At 71.8% G+C, this 20,985-nt stretch carries 16 protein-coding genes; 6 read left to right on the top strand and 10 right to left on the bottom strand.

Annotated features, from left to right (window positions below; genetic code table 11):
• Positions 1-67: 67 nt before the first annotated feature.
• The 4 genes from DDE18_RS04055 to DDE18_RS04040 form a co-directional block, all read right to left on the bottom strand.
• Positions 68-1,255 (bottom strand): amidohydrolase, encoded by a 1,188-nt coding sequence (locus tag DDE18_RS04055; protein ID WP_116570902.1) that lies wholly within the window; start codon positions 1,253-1,255, stop codon positions 68-70.
• A 74-nt stretch (positions 1,256-1,329) separates the two neighbouring features.
• Positions 1,330-2,382: a methylmalonyl Co-A mutase-associated GTPase MeaB gene (meaB, locus tag DDE18_RS04050; RefSeq protein ID WP_116570901.1), complete on the bottom strand. Its 1,053-nt coding sequence runs from the start codon at positions 2,380-2,382 to the stop codon at positions 1,330-1,332.
• Entirely contained in the window at positions 2,382-4,610 is a 2,229-nt protein-coding gene (scpA, locus tag DDE18_RS04045; protein WP_116570900.1) for a methylmalonyl-CoA mutase, read from the bottom strand. The genes meaB and scpA overlap by 1 nt, the downstream gene beginning before the upstream one ends.
• Positions 4,607-6,367, bottom strand: a complete 1,761-nt coding sequence (locus DDE18_RS04040; RefSeq protein ID WP_116570899.1) for a methylmalonyl-CoA mutase family protein — start codon at positions 6,365-6,367, stop codon at positions 4,607-4,609. The genes scpA and DDE18_RS04040 overlap by 4 nt, the downstream gene beginning before the upstream one ends.
• Positions 6,368-6,448: 81 nt before the next feature.
• Here DDE18_RS04040 and DDE18_RS04035 point away from each other — a divergent pair, with 81 nt between their 5' ends.
• Positions 6,449-7,228 carry an SDR family NAD(P)-dependent oxidoreductase gene (locus tag DDE18_RS04035; RefSeq protein WP_116570898.1) on the top strand — a complete coding sequence of 260 codons (780 nt, stop codon included), beginning with the start codon at positions 6,449-6,451 and terminating at the stop codon, positions 7,226-7,228.
• 6 nt (positions 7,229-7,234) lie between these two features.
• Here DDE18_RS04035 and DDE18_RS04030 read toward each other — a convergent pair whose 3' ends face one another.
• Positions 7,235-7,942: a DUF998 domain-containing protein gene (locus DDE18_RS04030; protein WP_211754379.1), complete on the bottom strand. Its 708-nt coding sequence runs from the start codon at positions 7,940-7,942 to the stop codon at positions 7,235-7,237.
• Positions 7,943-7,984: 42 nt separating this feature from the next.
• Positions 7,985-9,565 (bottom strand): HD domain-containing phosphohydrolase, encoded by a 1,581-nt coding sequence (locus DDE18_RS04025; RefSeq protein ID WP_116570897.1) that lies wholly within the window; start codon positions 9,563-9,565, stop codon positions 7,985-7,987.
• A 283-nt stretch (positions 9,566-9,848) separates the two neighbouring features.
• On the opposite strand from DDE18_RS04025, the gene DDE18_RS04020 reads away from it, so the two are divergent.
• Both DDE18_RS04020 and DDE18_RS22790 read left to right on the top strand, forming a co-directional pair.
• Complete coding sequence (locus tag DDE18_RS04020; protein WP_116570896.1) at positions 9,849-10,652, top strand: alpha/beta fold hydrolase; 804 nt, start codon at positions 9,849-9,851, stop codon at positions 10,650-10,652.
• 138 nt (positions 10,653-10,790) lie between these two features.
• Positions 10,791-10,961, top strand: a complete 171-nt coding sequence (locus DDE18_RS22790) for a hypothetical protein (protein ID WP_165821014.1) — start codon at positions 10,791-10,793, stop codon at positions 10,959-10,961.
• Between the two features lie 505 nt (positions 10,962-11,466).
• Here the strand turns inward: DDE18_RS22790 and DDE18_RS04015 are convergent.
• The gene (locus DDE18_RS04015) at positions 11,467-12,903 is read right to left on the bottom strand and encodes an HNH endonuclease signature motif containing protein (protein ID WP_116570895.1); all 1,437 of its coding nucleotides are present in this window, start codon (positions 12,901-12,903) and stop codon (positions 11,467-11,469) included.
• A 235-nt stretch (positions 12,904-13,138) separates the two neighbouring features.
• Here DDE18_RS04015 and DDE18_RS04010 point away from each other — a divergent pair, with 235 nt between their 5' ends.
• Entirely contained in the window at positions 13,139-14,221 is a 1,083-nt protein-coding gene (locus DDE18_RS04010; protein ID WP_116570894.1) for a glycosyltransferase, read from the top strand.
• On the opposite strand, the gene DDE18_RS04005 is transcribed toward DDE18_RS04010, so the two are convergent.
• Genes DDE18_RS04005 through DDE18_RS03995 form a run of 3 tightly spaced genes read right to left on the bottom strand, consistent with a single transcriptional unit; the run spans position 14,208 to position 17,687 of the window.
• Positions 14,208-15,008, bottom strand: a complete 801-nt coding sequence (locus DDE18_RS04005) for a succinate dehydrogenase/fumarate reductase iron-sulfur subunit (RefSeq protein WP_116570893.1) — start codon at positions 15,006-15,008, stop codon at positions 14,208-14,210. The genes DDE18_RS04010 and DDE18_RS04005 overlap by 14 nt on opposite strands.
• Positions 15,009-15,012: 4 nt before the next feature.
• A complete protein-coding gene (locus DDE18_RS04000; RefSeq protein WP_245916425.1) occupies positions 15,013-16,911 on the bottom strand; it encodes a fumarate reductase/succinate dehydrogenase flavoprotein subunit in 1,899 nt (632 codons plus the stop codon).
• Positions 16,911-17,687, bottom strand: coding sequence for a hypothetical protein (locus DDE18_RS03995; protein WP_245916424.1), 777 nt, complete (start codon positions 17,685-17,687; stop codon positions 16,911-16,913). Before DDE18_RS03995 ends, DDE18_RS04000 begins: the two co-directional genes overlap by 1 nt.
• A 177-nt stretch (positions 17,688-17,864) precedes the next feature.
• On the opposite strand from DDE18_RS03995, the gene DDE18_RS03990 reads away from it, so the two are divergent.
• Positions 17,865-19,520, top strand: a complete 1,656-nt coding sequence (locus DDE18_RS03990; protein WP_116570891.1) for an NAD(P)/FAD-dependent oxidoreductase — start codon at positions 17,865-17,867, stop codon at positions 19,518-19,520.
• A 13-nt stretch (positions 19,521-19,533) separates the two neighbouring features.
• Entirely contained in the window at positions 19,534-20,910 is a 1,377-nt protein-coding gene (locus tag DDE18_RS03985) for a sensor histidine kinase (RefSeq protein ID WP_116570890.1), read from the top strand.
• The last annotated feature ends 75 nt before the right edge of the window (positions 20,911-20,985 follow it).

Below are 20,985 nucleotides of genomic sequence, written 5' to 3'. Positions count from 1 at the left end.
GACAGGCGCTCTTCCGGCGAGCACCATAACTCGGCGTGAGGCCGATCTCGACGGAGAGGCTGAACCGTTACCTGTCGGTGACCGCCCCGATGGCGGCGCCCGCGAGCACCCGGGCGCCGATGAGGCTCGCGCCCTCGTGCACCCGCAGGTTGCCCTGGTGGAGGTCGTACGTCGTGCCCCCCGGGCTGCGGGTCCCGAGCCGGGCCATCGCCCCGGGCACCCGGTCGAGGAACCAGCCGAAGTCCTCCCCGCCCAGGCTCTGTGAGGTGGAGACGTGGCCGTGCGGGCCGAGCACCCGCTCGACGGCCTCACCGAGCAGCCGGGTGGACTCCGAGCCGTTCACCACCGGTGGCACGCCGCGCTGGTAGGTCACCTCGGCGGTCACGCCGTACGGCGAGACGATCTGGCTGATCAGCTGCCGCACCAGGTGCTCGGCGTCGGCCCAGGCGACGGCGTCGAGCATCCGCACCGTGCCGGACACGAGCCCGGCGTGCGGGATGACGTTGGGGGCAGAGCCGGCCCGGACCATCCCCCAGACCACGCTCACGCCCGCGCGCGGGTCGAGCCGGCGGCTGAGGATGGCGGGCAGCTCGGTGACGAGCTTGCCGATGGCGAAGGTGAGGTCCTCGGTGAGGTGGGGACGCGACGTGTGGCCCCCCTTGCCTGCGAGCCGCACCGTGAGGTGGTCGGCGGCGCCGGTGAGCGGCCCCTCACGCAGGCCGACCCGGCCGACGTCGAGGCTGGGGTCGCAGTGGAGGCCGAAGACGTGGGCGACGCCGTCGAGCGCCCCCGCCGAGATCAGGTGGAGCGCACCGCCGGGCATGACCTCCTCGGCCGGCTGGAAGAGCAGCCGCACCCGCCCGTGGAGCAGCCCGCGATGGTGCACCTCGGCCAGCGCCAGCCCGGCCCCGACCAGTCCGGTGGTGTGGACGTCGTGGCCGCACGCGTGCGCGACCCCGGGCACGGTGCTCGACCACGGGTCCTTGGTGAGGTCGTCGATCGGGAGCGCGTCGAGGTCGGCCCGGAGCGCGACCAGCCGGTCCCCCGCGCCGAGCTCGGCGATCAGCCCGCCGCCCTCGAGCCGCACCAGCGACCACCCGGTGCCGTCGAGGTGCTCCACCACCCGGTCGGTCGTGCGTGTCTCCGCCCAGCTCAGCTCGGGATGGGCATGCAGGTCGCGCCGCAGCTCGATCAGCTGGTCGGCGTACTTGTCCACGACCGTGTCGATGACTCGGGTGGCGTCGGTCTCGGGCATCAACTCGCCAGCCTACTTGTCGGACGGCCTCCCCTGCCGGTGGTGGCACATCGCGAGAACGCGGCCCAGCGGGGTCAGTCGGAGTCGTAGGCCGCCAGGATGCGGTCGGCGGCCATCGGGGCGGGGAGCTCCCCGGACAGCACGGCGGCGCGGACCTCGTCACGGATCGCGGCCACGCCGGGAGACCGGCGCAGGCGCTGGTCGAGCTCGTCGCGGACCAGCGCCCAGGTGAACTCAAGCTGCTGGGAGGCTCGCTTCGCGGCGAGCCCGTCGGCGCCGAGGTGCTCGCGGTGGCCGAGCACCCGCTGCCACACGTCGTCCACGCCGTGGCCCTCGAGACCGGAGCAGGTGACGACCGGGGGTGCCCACTCGCCCCTGCCGTGCACCAGCCGCAGCGCGCCGGCCAGCTCGCGGGCCGCCGCGCGGGCCTCGGCCTCCCCATGTGAGTGACCGCCGCGGTCGTCCGCCTTGTTGATGGCGATGACGTCGGCGATCTCGAGGATGCCCTTCTTGATGCCCTGCAGCTGGTCGCCGGTGCGGGCGAGGGTGAGGAACAGGAAGGTGTCGACCATACCGGCGACGGTGACCTCGGACTGGCCGACGCCGACCGTCTCGACCAGCACCACGTCGTACCCGGCAGCCTCCAGCACCAGCATCGCCTGCACCGTCGCGCGGGCGACCCCGCCGAGCGTGCCGGCCGAGGGCGAAGGGCGGATGAAGGCGCGGCGGTCCGCCGAGAGCGTGGCCATCCGGGTCTTGTCGCCGAGCACCGAGCCGCCGGTGCGCACCGACGACGGGTCGACGGCAAGCACGCCGACGCGGTGGCCGGCGGCGGTGAGCCGCCCACCGAGGCCCTCGATGAAGGTCGACTTCCCGACGCCGGGGACCCCGGAGATGCCGACGCGGACGGCGAGTCTCGACTCCGCTCGACCAGCCGACTCCGCTCGACCAGCCGACTCCGCTCGACCAGCCGGGCTCGCGTGCGCCAGCTCGGTCAGCAGCTCCCGCGCGGCAAGCCGGTGGTCGGGGCGCGACGACTCGACGAGCGTGATCGCGCGCGAGACTGCCGCGCGCTGACCCGCACGGACTCCCTCGACGAGCGCGGGTACGTCGACCGGCCGCGCCATCAGCCGGCGTGCGCCTCGCGCAGCCTGGCCAGCAGGTCGAGGGCCGAGTCCGCGATGACGGTGCCGGGCAGGAAGACCGCCGCCGCACCCATCTCCTTGAGAGTGGGCACGTCGTCGGGCGGGATCACGCCGCCGATGACGATCATGATGTCGTCGCGGCCCTGCTCCGCCAGCGCCTGCTTCAGCGCGGGGAGCAGCGTGAGGTGGCCGGCCGCGAGCGAGCTGACCCCGACGATGTGCACGTCGGCGTCGACGGCCTGCTGGGCCACCTCCTCGGGCGTGGAGAAGAGCGGCCCCACGTCGACGTCGAAGCCGAGGTCGGCGAAGGCCGTGACGACGACCTTCTGGCCGCGGTCGTGGCCGTCCTGGCCCATCTTGGCCACCAGGATGCGCGGGCGCCGGCCCTCCTCGGCCTCGAACTCCTCGGTCATCCGGAGCACCTCGGCGACCTTGCTGTCGGGGGCCCCGTCCTTCATCTGGGTGGCTTCCTCTCGATAGACCCCACTGATCGTACGGATCACGGCCTGGTGCCGGCCGTAGACCTTCTCCAGGGCGTCGGAGATCTCGCCGACCGTGGCCTTGGCCCGTGCCGCGTCGACGGCGAGGGCGAGCAGGTTGCCGTCCAGCGACCCGCCTCCGGCCGGCCCGCGCCCGGCGGACGCGGTCAGGGCGTCGAGCGCGCGTCGTACGGCGTCGCCGTCGCGCTCCTCGCGCAGGCGCTCGAGCTTGGCGACCTGGCGCTTGTAGACGTCGTCGTTGTCCACCCGGAGCACGTCGAGCGGGTCCTCGTCGGCCAGGCGATAGGTGTTGACGCCGATGACCTTCTGGGTGCCGGCGTCGATGCGCGCCTGGGTGCGGGCTGCCGCCTCCTCGATGCGCATCTTCGGGATGCCCTGTTCGATGGCCTTGGCCATGCCGCCGGCCTGCTCGGCCTCGAGGATGTGGGCCCAGGCCCGCTCCGCGAGGTCGTGGGTGAGGCGCTCGACGTAGTAGGAGCCGGCCCACGGGTCGATGACCTCGGTCGTGCGGCTCTCCTGCTGCAGCAGCAGCTGGGTGTTGCGGGCGATGCGGGCCGAGAAGTCGGTCGGCAGCGCGATCGCCTCGTCGAGGGCGTTCGTGTGCAGCGACTGGGTGTGGCCCTGGGTCGCGGCCATCGCCTCGATGCAGGTGCGCCCGACGTTGTTGAAGACGTCCTGCGCGGTGAGCGACCAGCCGGAGGTCTGGCTGTGTGTGCGCAGGCTCAGGGACTTGGGGTTCTGCGGGTCGAAGTCGCGCACCAGTCGCGCCCAGAGGGCCCGCGCGGCGCGCATCTTGGCGACCTCCATGAAGAAGTTCATCCCGATCGCCCAGAAGAACGACAGCCGCGGCGCGAACTGGTCGATCGTCATGCCGGTCGCGAGGCCGGCCCGGATGTACTCCACGCCGTCGGCGAGGGTGTAGGCGAGCTCGAGGTCGGCCGTCGCCCCGGCCTCCTGGATGTGGTAGCCGGAGATCGAGATCGAGTTGAACCGCGGCATCTTCTGCGAGGTGAACGCGAAGATGTCGCTGATGATCCGCATCGACGGCTGCGGCGGGTAGATGTAGGTGTTGCGGACCATGAACTCCTTGAGGATGTCGTTCTGGATGGTCCCCGTGAGCTGCTCCGGCTTCACCCCCTGCTCCTCGGCCGCGACGATGTAGAGGGCCAGGACCGGCAGCACCGCGCCGTTCATGGTCATCGAGACGCTCATCTGGTCCAGCGGGATGCCGTCGAAGAGGGTGCGCGCGTCGTAGATCGAGTCGATGGCCACGCCCGCCATGCCGACGTCACCGCGCACGCGCGGGTGGTCGGAGTCATAGCCGCGGTGGGTGGCCAGGTCGAAGGCGACGCTCAGGCCCTTCTGGCCGGCTGCGAGGTTGCGGCGGTAGAAGGCGTTGGACTCCTCGGCGGTGGAGAACCCGGCGTACTGGCGGATCGTCCACGGCTGGGTGGTGTACATCGTCGGGTAGGGGCCGCGCAGGAACGGGCTCAGGCCCGGCCAGGTGTCGAGGGCGTCGAGGCCGTCGAGGTGCTCGGGGCCGTAGACCGGGAGGATGTCGATCCCCTCGGGGCTGTGCCAGGGGGATCTCGACTCCGCTCGATCACCCGAGGCCGGCTGGTCGAGCGAGGCCGGCTGGTCGAGCGAGGCCGGCTGGTCGAGCGAAGTCGAGACCAAGGGCAGGCCGGCGAAGGACTTCGGGACGCTCATCGGGCGAGCTCCTCTCGCGTGCGGGTCAGGAAGGCCAGCGCATCGACGCCCCTCGCGCACGAGTCGTCCACCCACTCGGTCGCCTTGCCGGCGATCACCACGTGGCGCGCGCCCGCGTCGCGGAGCGCGGCCGCAGCGGCCTCGCCCCACTCGGCGTACGCCGCGTCGGTGCCGGCCAGGCAGACGACCTTCTGCCCGCCGTACGCCGAGAGCAGGGCGTCGACGCCGTCGGTGGCCCCGGCCACGTCGACCGCGACGCCGCCGGCGGCGAGCAGGTTGCTCGCGAAGGTGGCGCGGGCGGTGTGCGCGGCGATCGGGCCGAGGGTGGCCAGGAAGACCGGCGAGGCGGCCGGCTCGTCACGGAGCGCCTCGAAGGCGGCGCCGTAGCGGCGGACCGTGCGCGAGGCGGCGCTCTCTGGGGCGACGGCACGGGCCGGCAGCTGCTCCTGCAGGTTCGGGAACTCGCTGAGACCGGTGATGGGCCGGCGTCGGAGAGCCACCTGCTTGTCGCGCTCGGCCACCACGGCGTCGACGCGGGCGTCGAACGAGCCGTCCGCCAGTGCAGCGGCCAGGCCGCCCGACTCCTCGATCCGGCCCAGCTCGGCCCAGCCGGCGGCCGCCAGGTCGTCGGTGAGCCGCTCGACGGCGTAGGCGCCGCCGGCGGGGTCGACGACCTTCGCCAGGTGGGACTCGGAGATGAGCAGGGACGAGGTGTTGCGCGCGATCCGGCGGCCGAACGCATCGGGCAGGCCGAGCGGCTCGTCGAAGGGCACCACGGTGACCGACTCGGCACCGCCGACACCGGCGGAGAAGGCCGCGACGGTGCCGCGCAGCATGTTCACCCAGGGGTCGTACTTGGTCATCATCGCCCGGCTGGTCACCGCGTGCTGCCGCTGCTCCCCCGCCTCGGACGTCGCGCCGCTGAGCTCGAGGACCCGGGCCCACAGTCGCCGCGCCGCGCGCAGCTTGGCGATGGTGGGGAACTGCTCGTCCGACGCGGCGTAGCGGAACTCGACCAGCCGCGCGGCCTCGTCCACGGTGAGACCGGCCTCGGTGAGCACCCGCAGCACGTGGACACCCGACGCGATCGAGAAGCCCAGCTCCTGGGCGTCGGAGGCGCCCCGGTCGTGGACGCGTGCCGCGTCGACGACGACGCCACGAACACCGGCCTGGCGGGCCAGGGTGGTGATGATGAGCAGGTCGTCGCCCAGCGGGTCGGCGCCGAGGTTGGTCGCCGGGTGCAGGTCGACCCCCCGGTCGGTGGCGAGGTCGAGGAGTGCCGCGGCGGCAGCCGGACCCCCGCCGTCCAGGACGACGGGCGCGAGGTCGAGCAGGACCCCGTCGAGGACCGTCGGGAGGTCCGCGGCCGAGAGGCCGGAGCCGAGCTCGATCCACAGCGACGTGGCACCGTTCTCGAGGTCGACGAGGACCGCCTCGTTGGCGGACCTGGCGTCGGGCCCGACGACGTGGACGCGGATGTCCCAGTCGTCGGTGCGCGTCGGGCGGCCGGCCGTCGTGAGGCCGGCGACCTGCTCGGGCGTGCCGATCGGGGCGACGCGGATGCCGTCGAGCGTGGACCGGGACAGCTTGTCCCACACGGCGGAGTCGGGCTCGCCCTCCGCGAGCTTGCCGGTCTTGCGGAGGACGGCAGCCGTCGCTGCCTCCCAGTCAGCCCTGGTCGCGGTGTCGTCGGCGGAGGCCAGCCGGAGCGAGCCCTGTGCAGGCTCGAGCTCCTCAGGCTCCTTCAAGCCACTCATGCTCGGCAGGATAGGCCCGTTGGGTGAGGCGGGTCAGGGTGTGGGCCTATGGGATACCTCTCACCCGCCTAGGGTGCCGGCATGAGATCCGCGACCTACCTCTCCGAGCTCTTCTCCCTCGATGACCGCGTCGCGGTCGTGACTGGCGGCAGCTCGGGCATCGGCCGCGCGATCGCCACCGCCCTCGCGTGCGCCGGGGCACGCGTCGTTCTCGTCGCTCGACGCGAGACCGAGCTCGCGGCCACCGTCGGCGACCTGGACAGCCGGGGTTGCAGCGCCGCATGGGTGGCCGCCCACCTCGGCACCCGCGAGGGCGTGCGGGCGGCTGCGGAGGAGGCCGTCAGCCACTTCGGCGAGCCCGACATCCTGGTCAACAGCGCAGGCATCAACCTCCGGCCTCCGATGGCCGAGCTCGACGACGACGTCTGGGACGCGACGATGGCGGTCAACCTCGAGGCACCCTTCCTGCTCGGCCGCCGCTTCGGCCCCGGCATGGCCGAGCGCGGCTTCGGCCGGCTCATCCACGTCAGCTCCCAGCAGGCGCATCGGGCCTTCGTCCAGAGCGGTGCGTACGGCGTGTCCAAGGGCGGGCTGGAGTCGCTCGCCCGGTCGCAGGCGGAGGCCTGGTCGCCGTACGGCGTCACCGCCAACACGCTCGTGCCGGGCTTCGTGATGACGCCGCTGAACCAGCAGCTCTCCTCCGACCCCGAGAGAGTCGCGGCACTCGCCGCCCGCACGATGATCGGCCGCAACGGACTCGCCGAGGACTTCGCCGGTGCCGCTGTCTTCCTGGCGAGCCGGGCCTCCGGCTACGTCACCGGCCAGTCGATCTTCGTCGACGGCGGCCTGTCGGTGCACTGACCCCGGTCAGCGCATGGTGTCGCGAGCGAGGGGCGTGGAGAGGTCCGTTGCCACGCGCAGCAGGCGGACGGCCAGCGCGAGACGTGCTGGGAAGAGGAGTCCCAGCACGATCAGGCGCTGGGCGAGCCCGGCCCAGTCGTGTAGCGGGGCGTCGTCCGGGATCACGAGGGCGCCCATGAGCGGGAACGACAAGGCCGCCATCACGCCTGCTGCCAGGATCCATCCGCTGATGGCCCGCCAGCGAGGATCGGCCGCGCATCGCCGCGACAGGGCGATCAGGGCGACGAAGCTCGATGCGAAGAAGAGCGCGCCAGCGAGCTGGTGGCCGCCGGGGTCATAGGTTGCGCCGGTGGCGTCTTCCCGCAGCGGGAAGATCGCGGCGAGCACATTGGCGACCCCGCTGATGAAGAGCGCGACAGGGCCGACGATCCCCGCGCGGCTGGGGGCCAGCCCACGGTGCAGGCCCACCGCGAACACCATGGTCAGTACGCCGAGGACCACGAAGTTGACCTGCTGCATCCAGCCGCGATCACCCGCCTCGAGAGCGCTGATGACCTCGCTGATCGGGTCGTACTCGCCCCGCCGGAGCTGCTCCTGCACCAGGAACCCGACCGTGAAGAGGACCGGACCGACGATGCCTGCCATCGCTGCCCAACGCATGAGGTTCGACCGGGTCGAGGTGACCATCCGGCTGTCGTCCTTGATGGTGTTCATGACCGCCTCCTGAGGCCCCCCTGTGGGGCTGCGTTCTCGACGCTAGGAGTCCGACGGCTCTCGCGCGATCGGGCGTTCGCCCCATCCCGCCAGGCCGTGCTGCATCGCGAAGACGGCAGCAGCGGCGCGGGTCGAGACGCCGATCTTGGGGTAGATGTTCTGCACGTGCCGGCTGGCCGTCTTGGTGGAGATCCCGAGCCTCCGCCCGATCTGCTTGATCTGGAAGCCGTGCGCGAGCAGACCGAGCACCTCCACCTCGCGGTCCGTGAGTCCCGCGGGGTGCACGCGACGAGGTGCCGCCTGCCCGGCGGCATCGAGCACCGCCTTGACCGCCTCGGCGTCCAGCCGTCCGGCTCGGCTCTCCTCGCCGAGCTGCTCCGCCGCTTCGGCGGGTGTCCGCCCCGGCCGGTGAGGCCGGGGCTCCGTCATCGTGTGGTAGGCGTCCGCTACGGCGACCAGCCGAGCCTCAGCCGACAGCTCTGTGGCACCCACCCCGCGGTGGTAGCCGGTTCCGTCGCAGCGTTCATGGTGCTCGGACGCCGTCTTCGCGAGCCCGGAGAGGAACGAGGACGGGGCCAGCAGGCGCTCGGTGTGATAGGCGTGCAGGCGTATCTGCTCGCGTTCGTCGGTGGTCAGCGGGCCCGGCTTCTGCCACACCGCGGGTGACACCGCGACCCTGCCGAGATCATGGACGCGCGCCGCTCGGGTCACCCCACGTTGAGCAGCCGCATCGAAGCCCATCCGCTTCGCTGCCTCCTGGGTCAGTCGCGCCACGCCGTCACTGTGGCCGGTCAGACAGGGAGCGGCCAGGTCAGCGAAGTCGCCCATGGCCGCGAGAGCCTCGTCGATGGCCGAGCCGATGAGCATCAGCGGGTCACCCGGCTCGCACGAGAGGACGACGTCCCAGAGGGACTCCTCACCGTCGGGCACCAGCTCGTCGGCATGCGCGCAGAACTGGTCCGCGACGTGGGGATCATGCCCCGCGCCGGCGCGCGTCCGGACAACCTCGACGGCGTACTGCTGACCACCGGCCCACCTCTGCATCGACACATCCCGCGCGACAGCGACGATGCGCAGCGCCACTGGGATCGCATCGCCCCTCAGGCCGATGAGGCCGCCCTTGCCGTCCCAACGCTCGGTGAGCTGCCCGAACAGGCCGTGGATCGACGCGGGAAGACCGAGCCGCTCGCCCAGCATCTGGGCGACCTCGCACATCGCGGCCATGTGCGCAGGATGGCCGCGCATTGCCCGCGGCAGCGTACGGGCGACCTGGAGCGCCCGCGTGAGCGGGCCGGACTCCGGATCGGGGATCGAGCGAACGATGCCACGCATGACCTCGCCAGGACTGCCATAGATCGCCGGGTTGAAGTTCTCCAGCAACGTGCCCCACGGGAACAGCTCGGCAGAGATCTCCGCGTCGACGGTGCAGCCGATGTAGTAGAGCAGGCTGCCGTAGTAGGCCTGCGACGCGGCCTCGTCCTCGACGCCAAGGCTGCGGGCGAGCCTGGTGGCGATGACGGCGCTCTCCAGTCCGTGCTCGAGCGGCAGTCCCATCGCCAGGTCCGTGGCGAGCGACAGCGAGCCGACGACCTCCGCGGTGCGGACGCCGTCCTGGACGACCACATGTGGAGCGTACTACCGCCGGACCTCGCGAGAACCGGATCACCGACAGGCCTCCAGATCCCTGCACGGGGTGGATGATCATGGCCGACGTGCTGCCGTCCAGCACCGACGCTTGAAGCGCCAATCCGGACTACGCGCGCGACAACCTCTTCGTTGGAGGAACCGCAGACAATCTCTGGGTGGCCCGTGTCGAGTAGGCCGGCAAGGCTCGCTCGATCGGCGGCATGTGCGGACTCGTCCCGCGCCTACAGCGGCAAGGTCCGGCTGCATCTAGGCTCAGGTCATGCACGTCGAGGTTGGCGGGCTGAAGATCGCCTATGAGCGTGTCGGGAACGGGCCGCCTGTGGCACTGGCGCACGGCTTCGTGGGCGACGCCCACTCGACGTGGGGCAGCCAGATCGAGGCGCTCGCCGACGAGTTCACCGTGATTGCCTGGGACGCACCCGGGGCCGGAGGGTCTGCGGACCCTCCGGAGGACTTCGGCATGGACGGGTACGCCGACTGCTTCGCAGGGTTCCTCGAAGCGCTGCGGATCGATCGAGCCCATCTGGTCGGGCTCTCCTTCGGCGGGGCCTTGGTGCTGGCCGCGTTCCACCGATATCGCGAGCTTGCGGCGTCGCTCACCGTCGTGAGCGGCTATGCCGGCTGGCTCGGCTCGCTCGGCCCAGATGAGGCAGGGCAGCGGCTGGCCCGATCGCTCCAGGCATCGGAGCTCTCACCCGACGAGTTCGCTGCCGCGATGACACCGTCGATGTTCTCACCGTCGGCCCACGGCGAGCTCGTGGCCGAGTTCGTCGACAGTGTCCGGGCGTTCCGGCCGGGCGGCTTCCGGGCGATGGCTCGAGCCAGTTTCGAGGACCAGAGCCACGTCTTGTCCGAGATCGACGTGCCGATGCTCCTGCTGTACGCCGGCCACGACGTACGCGCTCCGGTCGCGGTCGGCGAGGCGATGCACGCCGTCGTGCGCGGGTCCGAACTGGTCGTGCTACCGCGGCCGGGACATGCCAGCCCGGTGGAAGCGCCGGACGACGTCAGCCGCGAGATGCGTCGCTTCCTACGCTCCGTTGCGCATCCGGCAGCTGGCTGACCGTCGTAGCCGACGGGCGCTCATCGGCATCACCGCGCGGACAGCGGTGCGGTTTCGGCCTGGGCTGGGCCATCGGCCTCAGGCGACTCGGGTGCAGAATCGGGTCCGCGCCCGGCCGTGAGCAGGCACCCTCATGCCATGGATGACTTCTCGCGACGCGTGCTCCTTGCACTGGTGGTGGCAGCGTCTGGGCCGGGGGCGGCGATGCTGAGCCTGCAACTGATCGCACCGACGCTGATCGCGGTCTCCGTGCCACAGACCGAAGGCGGCATCGTGGAGAGCGTGGGGAGCGGGCTGGCGGGGGCCTGATCGGCGGAATGCTGTCCATCGTCGTTGCGTGCGTGGTCGCCGCGGCCGCGACGCTGGTCGCGCTCAGGGTCACCGGGTGCCCGCGGCCTCACCTCGCGTGGATCACATGCCTGGTGTTGTCGCCGATTTGGATGGCGGCGCTGTCCACGCTCAACCTGGACGCTTGGTGGTGCTCTCAGGTGTGCTGCCGGGCGCCGTACGCCTTGGGTTCGGACACCTGGAACTGCCAGGCAGTGAGCCCGGCGACCTTGTCCCACCGCCGTCAGACAGCTGGTAGACCCCAACAGGCCGTCACTCTCTGCACGTACGGCGTCGCACTCCCCCGATCCCTGAGCCGACTGCATCCAGGCGCGCGGGATCCCGCCCGCTGATTGCGTACTTGTTGCATTGCCTCATGGCCGGTGCGGTGCACCCCAAAGTCAACTGAGGGACAGGCGGCCAGCCCTGGACTGGTGTGACCCGTCGGTGGGTGCCTCGATGAGGCGGCAGCCGCGTGGTTCGGGGATCACTCGTTGTTTCGGCCTCCCGGCGCCCGTGGGGAGGAGTGGGGTGAGGTCGTGGGTGCCGAGTGGGGTGACCAGGAGGACCTGGCCGTGCGGGTCGGTCCACAGCCAGGTCCGTCCTCGAGGGTGGTGCAGGTCCACCCGCCGTGGGTCTTGTCGTTGTGATGCCGCCGGCAACGCGGGGCCAGGTTGCAGCCACACGTGCTCCCGCCGGCCTCGGGGTGGTCGTGGTCGTAGGGCACGACGTGGTCGGTGTCGCAGCCGCTGGCCGGCCGGCTGCAGTGCGGGAAGGAGCAGGCGGCCCGGGCCAGCTCGACCTGCCGCGCCAGGCCGGCGCCGGGCCGGTAGCCCGCCACCACCCGGTGATCGGCCAGGTCCAGCACCGGGAGCACCGTGAGGTGGGTGTCATCTCGGCCGGCCCAGTCCCGGACCAGCTGGGTCACCACGCTCTGGTGGTGGGTCTGGTCGTAGGCCGTCGGCACCCAGCCGGCCGACCCGAACACGTACCCGTCCGCGGCCACGTGCACCACCAGCTGCAGCCGCTTCCGCAGCGCCTTCCGGGCCGGCGCGGCCCGACCTACGTCACCACTGGTGCCGCTCCTGGTGTCGACCGGGTTGTTGAGGAGCTCGGCGGCTTGCTCGGGGTCGGCGAGGATCCCGATCGCCCGGGCGCGACGCACGTCGAGGGAGTCGGGCTCGTGGCCCGCGGCTTCGTCGACCGCCCTGAGGGCCTCGGCAACCTGGGCGACGGCGTTGTCGAAGTCGTAGCCGTCCTTGAGGTCCGCCCGGATCGCGATGTCGACCAGCCCGTCCGCGGTGATCGAGTCCCGGTCGACCGTGACGTGACGCTGGGCCAGCTTGTCGAGCTGGTCCTGCTCGTGCCGCTCCGGGTCGTGGGCCAGCAACGCCTGGTCCAGCAGCCGCTCCAGGGTCCGCTCACCCACCGTGGCCACCATCGGGGCCAGCACCCGGTCCAGGTGCGCGCACACCTCGTCGGGCGCGCCGACCACCAGACGGGCGACCCGCCGGGCCCGCCACCCCTCCAGCCGGCCGGCCGCGGCCAGCCGCCAGACCGCCGGCATCCGGTGCCGCAGCACCGCCACGTCCCGCAGCAGCAGGTCGGCTGCGGTGGTGGAGCGGCCCAGCGCCACCGCGAACGAGGACACCGAGAGCCGGTCCACCAGCGGGATCCCCCGGTCCTCGTCGAACTCGCCCTCGTCCGTGTCGCCGCGCGACTTCCCAGGCTGCCCCCCCAACGCACGCCCGTCCTCGGTGACCGGATGCGCGTCGGCCCACTGCGCGGCGAGCAGCAGCACCGCGGTCTCGGCCTGCCGCGCCGTCGAGGCGACCTCCCGGGCCAGGGCCACCAGCTCGCGCGGCGTGACCGCCGCATCGAGGCGCTGCTCGACCGAGTCGAGGAGGCCGCTGGGGGTGTCCATACGCCATTCTCTCTCGAACATATGTTCGAATCAACTCCTTCGGACCCATCATCTGCGCCCGCGGGACGCGCTCGCACGCGCTCTCCGGCGACGGCACCCGAGGCAGGAGGGGAGTGCATCCGACGCTGTCCCGCGACCCGCCCGACGGCTGCCCCCGCCCTCCCTTCACCTGACGTTCCCACCGGGTTGGCGCGTCCTTCGACACCTCGTGCGAACGGCAGGGCATCGTCGTTGCATGGAGACGCGACGGATCGCGCTGGTCACCGAGAGGTTCTATCCCGCCGTGGACGGGACCACGACCACGCTCAAGCACCTGGCGGACCACCTCATCGACGCCGGGCACGAGGTGCTGATCGTGGCTCCGGGGCCCGGCCTCGCGACGTACCGCCGCAGCCATGTCGCTCGCGTGCGCCCGACGGACAAGCCGGGCCGCCAGGTCAGGGCCGCGCTGCACGCCTTCTCCCCCGACCTCGTGCACGTCATCTCCCCCTCCCGGCTCGGCCGCAAGGCGCTCAAGCACGCGCGGAGGCTGGGCGTGCCGACCCTCGTCGGCCAGCACTCGCCGGTGAGCGAGCTGACCGCCGACCTGTGGCTGACCAAGGTCGCGGCGCGGGCCGATCGGCTCGTCGTCACCTCCGACTGGTTGCTCGACCAGGTGCACCGCCTCGGCGTCGACGCGCAGGTGTGGGAGCCCGGTGTCGACATCCGGGCGTTCTCCCCCTCGCTGCGCGACCAGTGGCTGCACGACAAGTGGGCGCGGGTGCGGTCCCGGGAGGGCGCCCGCGTCGTCGTGGGCTACGCCGGCAGCCTCCACAAGCGCCACGGCGTACGCCGCCTGGCCGAGGTCGCTGCGATGCCGGGCATCCAGCTCGTGGTGATCGGGGACGGGCCGCAGGCCGGCTGGCTGCGGCGGCACGCACCGCAGGCGAGGTTCATGGGGTCGCTGCTGACCGGCGACCTCGCCACCGCGCTGGCGTCCCTCGACCTGCTCGTCCACCCGGGCACCGACGAGAGCTGCTGCCACGCGCTCCGCGAGGCCGCCGCCAGCGGCATCCCGGTCGTGGCCCCGCGGTCCGGCGGCGCCCGCCGCGTGGTCCGCGGCCTGGAGACCGGGCTTCTCTACGACCCGGAGACGCCGGGCGCCCTGCGCCGCGCCGTCGAGTCGGTGGCCGGGGACCGGCACCGCGCGCTCATGGGGGCGCGCGGGCGCGAGCTCGCCGCCGAGCGCACCTGGACCGACGCCTGCGCCGAGCTGGTGGAGGAGCACTACACGCCGCTGCTCGGCGTGTCCGCGGGCGGCCGGGTCAGGGTCTCCTGACCGGCCCCTCCCCCACCTCCATGCGTCCCTCGTAGTCCCTGGGCCGCAGGCCGATCTTGTTGCCGAGCCACACGAGCGGGTCGTACTTGCGGTCCACGACCCGTTCCTTCATGGGGATGATCGCGTTGTCGGTGATCTTGATGCCCTCGGGGCAGACCTCGGTGCAGCACTTGGTGATGTTGCACAGGCCGAGCCCGGCGGCTCCCTGGGCCAGCACGCGACGGTCGTGCGTGTCGAGGGGGTGCATGTCCAGCTCGGCGTAGCGCAGGAAGAAGCGGGGACCGGCGAACGCCGGCTTGTTGTGGTCGTGGTCTCGGACGACGTGGCAGGTGTCCTGGCAGAGGAAGCACTCGATGCACTTGCGGAACTCCTGGCCGCGCTCGACGTCGATCTGCATCATCCGGCGCTTGCCGTCGTCGTCACGCGGCCCCAGCTCGGCTCCCGGCAGCTGCCGCGCCTTCTCGTAGTTGAAGGAGACGTCGGTGACCAGGTCGCGGATCACCGGAAAGGTGCGCATCGGGGTGACCGTGATCGTCTCGCCGGCGTCGAAGTCCGAGAGCCGGGTCATGCACAGCAGCCGCGGCCGGCCGTTGATCTCGGCGCTGCACGACCCGCACTTGCCGGCCTTGCAGTTCCAGCGCACCGCGAGATCACCGGCCTGGGTGGCCTGCACGCGGTGGATGGCGTCGAGGACCACCTCGCCCTCGGAGACCTCGACGGTGTAGTCGCCGAGCTCGCCGCCCTCCTGGTCGCCCCGCCAGATGCGCATCTTCAGGTCGTATCCCATGGGGTCACTCCTCGAAGTAGGACTTGAGCTCGTCGGGCATCACGGGCAGGGGCTGCTCGGTGAGGGTGACGCCGCTGCCGGTGTCGTCGAGGCGGACCACGAGGTTCTTGGTGCCCCAGTCGGGGTCCGGCTTCGGGTAGTCGTCGCGCGTGTGCCCGCCCCGCGACTCCTCGCGGGCGAGCGCCGCACGGGCGATCGCCTCCGAGACCAGCAGCATGTTGCGCAGGTCGAGGGCCAGGTGCCAGCCGGGGTTGTACTGCCGGTGGCCCTCGACCACCATCGACCGGGCCCGCTTCTTCAAGCCCTCGATCGCGGTGAGCGACTCCTCCAGCTCCGAGGCGGTCCGGATGATGCCCACCAGGTCGTTCATCGTCTGCTGCAGGTCCTGCTGGATCGTGTAGGGGTTCTCCCCGCCCTCCACGTCGAACGGCGCGAGCGCGCTGCGCTCGGCGGCCTTCACGTCGGCCTCGTCCACGACCGGACGCGACCCCTGCCCCGCGGCGTACGACGCTGCCGCCTCGCCTGCCCGACGGCCGAAGACCAGCAGGTCGGAGAGGCTGTTGCCGCCCAGCCGGTTGGAGCCGTGCATGCCGCCGGAGCACTCGCCGACGGCGTAGAGGCCCGTCACCCCGCTCAGCTCGGTGTCGGGGTCCACCTCGACACCGCCCATCACGTAGTGGCAGGTGGGCCCGATCTCCATCGGCTCGGCGGTGATGTCGACGTCGGCCAGCTCCTTGAACTGGTGGTACATCGACGGCAGCCGCTTCCGGATGAACTCGGGGTCGCGGCGGGACGCGATGTCGAGGTAGATGCCGCCGTGCGGTGAGCCGCGACCGGCCTTGATCTCGGAGTTGATCGCGCGGGCGACCTCGTCACGCGGCAGCAGCTCGGGGGGCCGCCGGTTGTTCTTCTTGTCGTCGTACCACCGGTCGGCCTCCTCCTCGGTGTCGGCCGTCTCGGCACGGAAGAAGTCGGGGATGTAGTCGAACATGAAGCGACGGCCCTCGGAGTTCTTCAGGATGCCGCCGTCGCCGCGGACCGACTCGGTGACCAGTAGGCCCTTGACCGAGGGCGGCCAGACCATGCCGGTGGGGTGGAACTGCACGAACTCCATGTTGATGAGGCTCGCGCCGGCCCGCAGGGCGAGCGCGTGGCCGTCGCCGGTGTACTCCCAGGAGTTCGAGGTGACCTTGAAGGACTTGCCGATCCCCCCGGTCGCCAGGATGACGCTGGGCGCCTCGAAGAGGATGAAACGACCGGTCTCCCGCCAGTAGCCGAAGGCCCCGGCGATGGATCTCGACTCCGCTCGATCACCGGCGAGGTCCGCTCGATCACCGGCGAGCAGCAGGTCCGTGACCGTGCACTCCATGAACACGTCGATGCCCAGCTGTACGACGCGTTGCTGGAGGGTGCGGATCATCTCCAGGCCGGTGCGGTCCCCGACGTGGGCGAGGCGGGCGTACTTGTGGCCGCCGAAGTCGCGCTGGCTGATCAGCCCGTCCTCGGTGCGGTCGAAGAGGGCGCCCCAGTCCTCGAGCTCCATCACCCGCTCGGGAGCCTCTTGGGCGTGCAGCTGGGCCATCCGCCAGTTGTTCAGCATCTTCCCGCCGCGCATGGTGTCGCGGAAGTGGACCTCCCAGTTGTCCTCCGGCCACCGGTTGCCCATGGCGGCGGCGATGCCGCCCTCGGCCATCACCGTGTGCGCCTTGCCGAGCAGCGACTTGCAGACCACCGCCGTCCGGGCGCCGGCGTCGTGGGCGGCGATCGCGGCACGGAGCCCCGCACCGCCAGCCCCGACCACGACCACGTCGTAGGCGTGCCGCTCCATGCCGGCCGCCGAGTCGCCCCGCATCTCGTTGCCGGTCATCGGGTGGCGGCTGGTGGTCGAGCCTGTCGGGGCCATCAGAAGAACCTCACGTCCTCGATCGTGCCGGTGGCGAGCAGGTAGATGTAGAGGTCGACGAGCGCCACCGAGAAGAGGGAGTACCAGGCGTACTTCGCGTGGTCGGCGTTGAGCCGGGACACCCAGGTCCACAGCCGGTAGCGCACCGGGTGCTTGGAGAAGTGCCGCAGCCGCCCGCCGACGATGTGCCGGCAGGAGTGGCACGAGAGCGTGTAGAGCCAGATGAGCACGACGTTGACGAGCATCAGCAGGGTGCCGAGGCCCATGTGGCCCCACTCGTGCTCGGCGTTGCGGAAGGCCAGCACGACGTCGATGGTCAGGATCACGGCGACCGCCACCGCGGCGTACCAGAACCACCGGTGGATGTTCTGCAGGATCAGCGGGAAGCGGGTCTCGCCGGAGTAGGAGCCGTGCGGCTCGGCGACCGCGCAGGCCGGGGGCGAGAGCCAGAAGGCCCGGTAGTAGGCCTTCCGGTAGTAGTAGCAGGTCATCCGGAAGCCCAGCGGGAAGATCAGGATGAGCAGGGCCGGCGACAGGCTCCACCAGCTGAACGGGGTGCCGAAGTCGCTCGACCCCTCGACGCACGAGTCGGTCAGGCACGGCGAGTAGAACGGCGAGAGGTACGGCGAGGCGTAGTAGTCGTCGCCGGTGAACGCCCGCCAGGTCGCATAGACGACGAACGCGCTGAACACCACGAACGTCGTGAGCGGGCTCAGCCACCATCGGTCGGTGCGCAGCGTGCGCTCCTCGATCTCTGCCCGGGTGGGCCCGCGCACGCCTGCATCCGTCGACGCCATCCGCAACCTCCGATGCTCGGGGGCCATGAGTCTTGCGTCACCTGGACGGATGTGAAAGGGGCGCGCCGATGGTTCGGCAAGTTGGCGTCCATTCCACCGCGTGCCGGGGAGTTCGGATCTATCCTCGGCGGTGGGGGGAGCGAGGGAGGCCGCACGGTGGGCAGACCCACAATTCTCACGGTCGACGACGATCCGCTCGTGTCGGAGGCGATCACCCGTGACCTGCGCGCGCGGTACGGCGACGACCACCGCATCGTGCGGACCACGTCCGGGGCTGCGGCTCTCGACGTGCTCGCGAGGCTGGCCCTGGAGGACCGGCCCGTCGCGCTGATCGTCACCGACCAGCGGATGCCCGGGATGACCGGGATCGAGCTCCTCGAGCGGGCCCGGGAACGCGCGCCGAGCGCGAAGTTCCTGCTGCTCACCGCCTACGCGGACACCGAGGTGGCCATCAGGGCGATCAACGACATCGGCCTCGACTACTACCTGCTCAAGCCCTGGGACCCGCCGGCCGATCGGCTCTACCCCGTGGTGGACGACCTGCTGGGCGACTGGCACGCCGAGAACCCCGACCACACGTCCGACGTGCGGGTCGTCGGGCACAGGTGGTCGGACCGCAGCTACGAGGTCAAGACGTTCCTGGCCCGCAACCACGTGCCGTACCGCTGGTACGACGTGGAGCTCGACGACGCCGGCCGGCAGCTGGCGGAGCTCGCGTCCGCCGAGCCGCACGACCTGCCGCTCGTGCTCGTCCCGGACCGCGACCCGCTCCGATCCCCGTCCACCCTCGACCTGGCCCAGACCCTCGGGCTGCGGACCCGGCCCGAGCAGCCGCTCTACGACGTCTGCATCGTGGGCGGCGGGCCGGCGGGACTCGCCGCCGCGGTGTACGCCGCCTCGGAGGGGCTGCGCACCGTGGTCGTCGAGCGCGAGGCGCCCGGTGGCCAGGCCGGCCAGAGCGCGGCGATCGAGAACTACCTCGGCTTCCCGAGAGGGCTCAGCGGCTCAGACCTGGCTCAGAGGGCGATCGCCCAGGTGTCCCGGTTCGGTGCCGAGATGGTGCTGGCCCGGGAGGCCGTGGGCTTCGAGAGCCGCGGCCCGGTCCGCGCCGTACTGCTCGAGGGTGAGGCGGAGATCGAGGCCCGGGCGGTGGTCGTGGCCTCGGGGGTCGCCTATCGCCGTCTGGACGCCGAAGGGGTCGACCAGCTCACGGGACGCGGCGTCTACTACGGCGTCACGGCCAGCGAGGCCGTCCAGGTCGCCGGTGACGACGTCTACGTGGTCGGTGCGGCCAACTCGGCCGGGCAGGCCGTGCTCAACCTGGCGCGCCACGCCAGGCGGGTTGTGATGGTCGTCCGGGCCGACAGCCTGACCGCGACCATGTCGAGCTACCTCATCGAGCGGATCACCGCAGCGCCCAACATCGAGGTGCGCTACGGCACGACCGTCGCGGCCGCCCGCGGCGACGGCCACCTGGAGTCTCTCTGCCTGCTGCACCGGGACACCGGACACATCGAGGACGTGCCCGCCGCGTGGCTCTTCGTCTTCATCGGAGCCGCCCCCCGCACCGACTGGCTGGGACCGGCAGTGGCGCGGGACCGGCAGGGGTTCGTGGTGACCGGCCTCGAGGTGCAACACCTGCCGGGGGGCGTGTGGCCGCTCCAGCGACCGCCGTACGCCCTGGAGACCAGCGTGCCCGGGGTCTTCGCCGCAGGCGACGTCCGCCTGGACTCGATGAAGCGGGTCGCCTCCGCCGTGGGCGAGGGCGCCATGGCGGTCTTCCTCGTCCACCGCTACCTGGCGACGACCTGAGGAGGACGACCTGATGGAGCTGGGGGACCTGCGCCGGGTGGCGCTCTTCGACGGGCTGACCGACGCCCAGCTCTCCGAGCTGGCCGGGGGCGCGGACGAGGTGGCGATCCTCCCCGGGCGGGACCACTTCAGGGAGGGAGAGCCGGCCGACCATTGGTGGGTGCTCCTCGACGGCTCCCTCGATCTGCTCCGGCACTCCGGGAGGGAGGACGTCGTCGTCGGCCGGATGGACGTCCCCGGCCGGTGGGCGGGAGGCTTCCGTGCCTGGGACGAGCACGGCACCTACCTGGCGACCGGGCGAGGCGCCAGGCCCGGCAGGCTGCTGCGGGTCCCTGCGGAGTTGCTGCACGATCGAGTGCAGGACTGGTTCCCGCTCGCGGTCCACCTCATCCGCGGGCTCTACGGCACTGCCCGGAGCATCGAGTCGACCGCGCGGCAGCGCGACGCGCTCGTCACCCTCGGCACCCTGGCCGCCGGGCTGGCGCACGAGCTGAACAACCCGGCGGCGGCCGCCCGGCGGTCCGTGGACGCGCTCGAGCAGACCACCTCGAGCGTGCTCTCCTCGCTGGCCCGGCTCGCCCGAGCCGAGATCTCCGCCGAGCAGTTCCTGCGCCTGGACGCGCTCAGGTCGCAGGCACGACCGGCCGAAGGGCCCCATGACCCGCTCGCGGTGGCCGACCGCGAGGACGCGCTGGCGGAGTGGCTGCAGCAGCATGGCGTCGAGGACCCGTGGGGCCTCGCCCCGCCGCTCGCCGCGGCCGGCGTCGACCTCGCCTGGTGCGAGGAGGCCGCGGCGCAGCTGCCCGGGCCGGCGCTGGGCGACGGTCTCGCCTGGGTGGCCAGCACGGCCGCCACCGCGCACCTCCTGGCCGAGGTCCGGGAGGCGACCGACCGGGTCTCCGCACTGGTGTCCGCCGTCCGCTCGTACACCCAGATGGACCGGGCTTCGCGCCAGCGGACCGACGTCGCCGAGGGTCTCGAGAGCACGCTGGTGATCCTGGGGCACAAGCTCCACGACGGCATCGAGGTGGTGCGCGACTACGACCGCGACCTGCCTCCGATCGAGGCCTACCCCGGCGAGCTCAACCAGGTCTGGACGAACCTCATCGACAACGCCATCGACGCGATGGGGGGATCGGGCCGGCTGCGGCTGACGACGCGGGCCGGGGAGACCCATGTGGTGGTCGAGATCGGCGACTCCGGCCCGGGGATGTCCCCCGAAGTAGCTGCGCGGGCCTTCGACGCCTTCTACACGACGAAGGACGTCGGCCAGGGCACCGGGCTCGGCCTCGACATCGCCCGCCGCATCGTGGTCGACCGGCACGGCGGCGCCATCGAGATCCAGCGTAGCGACGCCGAGACGGTGCTGCTCGTCCGCCTCCCGAGGTGAGGCCCTGGCGGCTCCTCAGCCGCCGCACAAACGCTCGGGTAACCGGGGATATGTCACACTCCCCCGGCCCCAACC

Origin of the sequence: Nocardioides gansuensis (assembly GCF_003076135.1) — a bacterium.
In the GTDB taxonomy this organism is placed as follows: domain Bacteria; phylum Actinomycetota; class Actinomycetes; order Propionibacteriales; family Nocardioidaceae; genus Nocardioides; species Nocardioides gansuensis.
The sequence above is the reverse complement of the archived record's forward strand: the minus strand, read 5'-3'. Positions and strand labels throughout refer to the sequence as shown.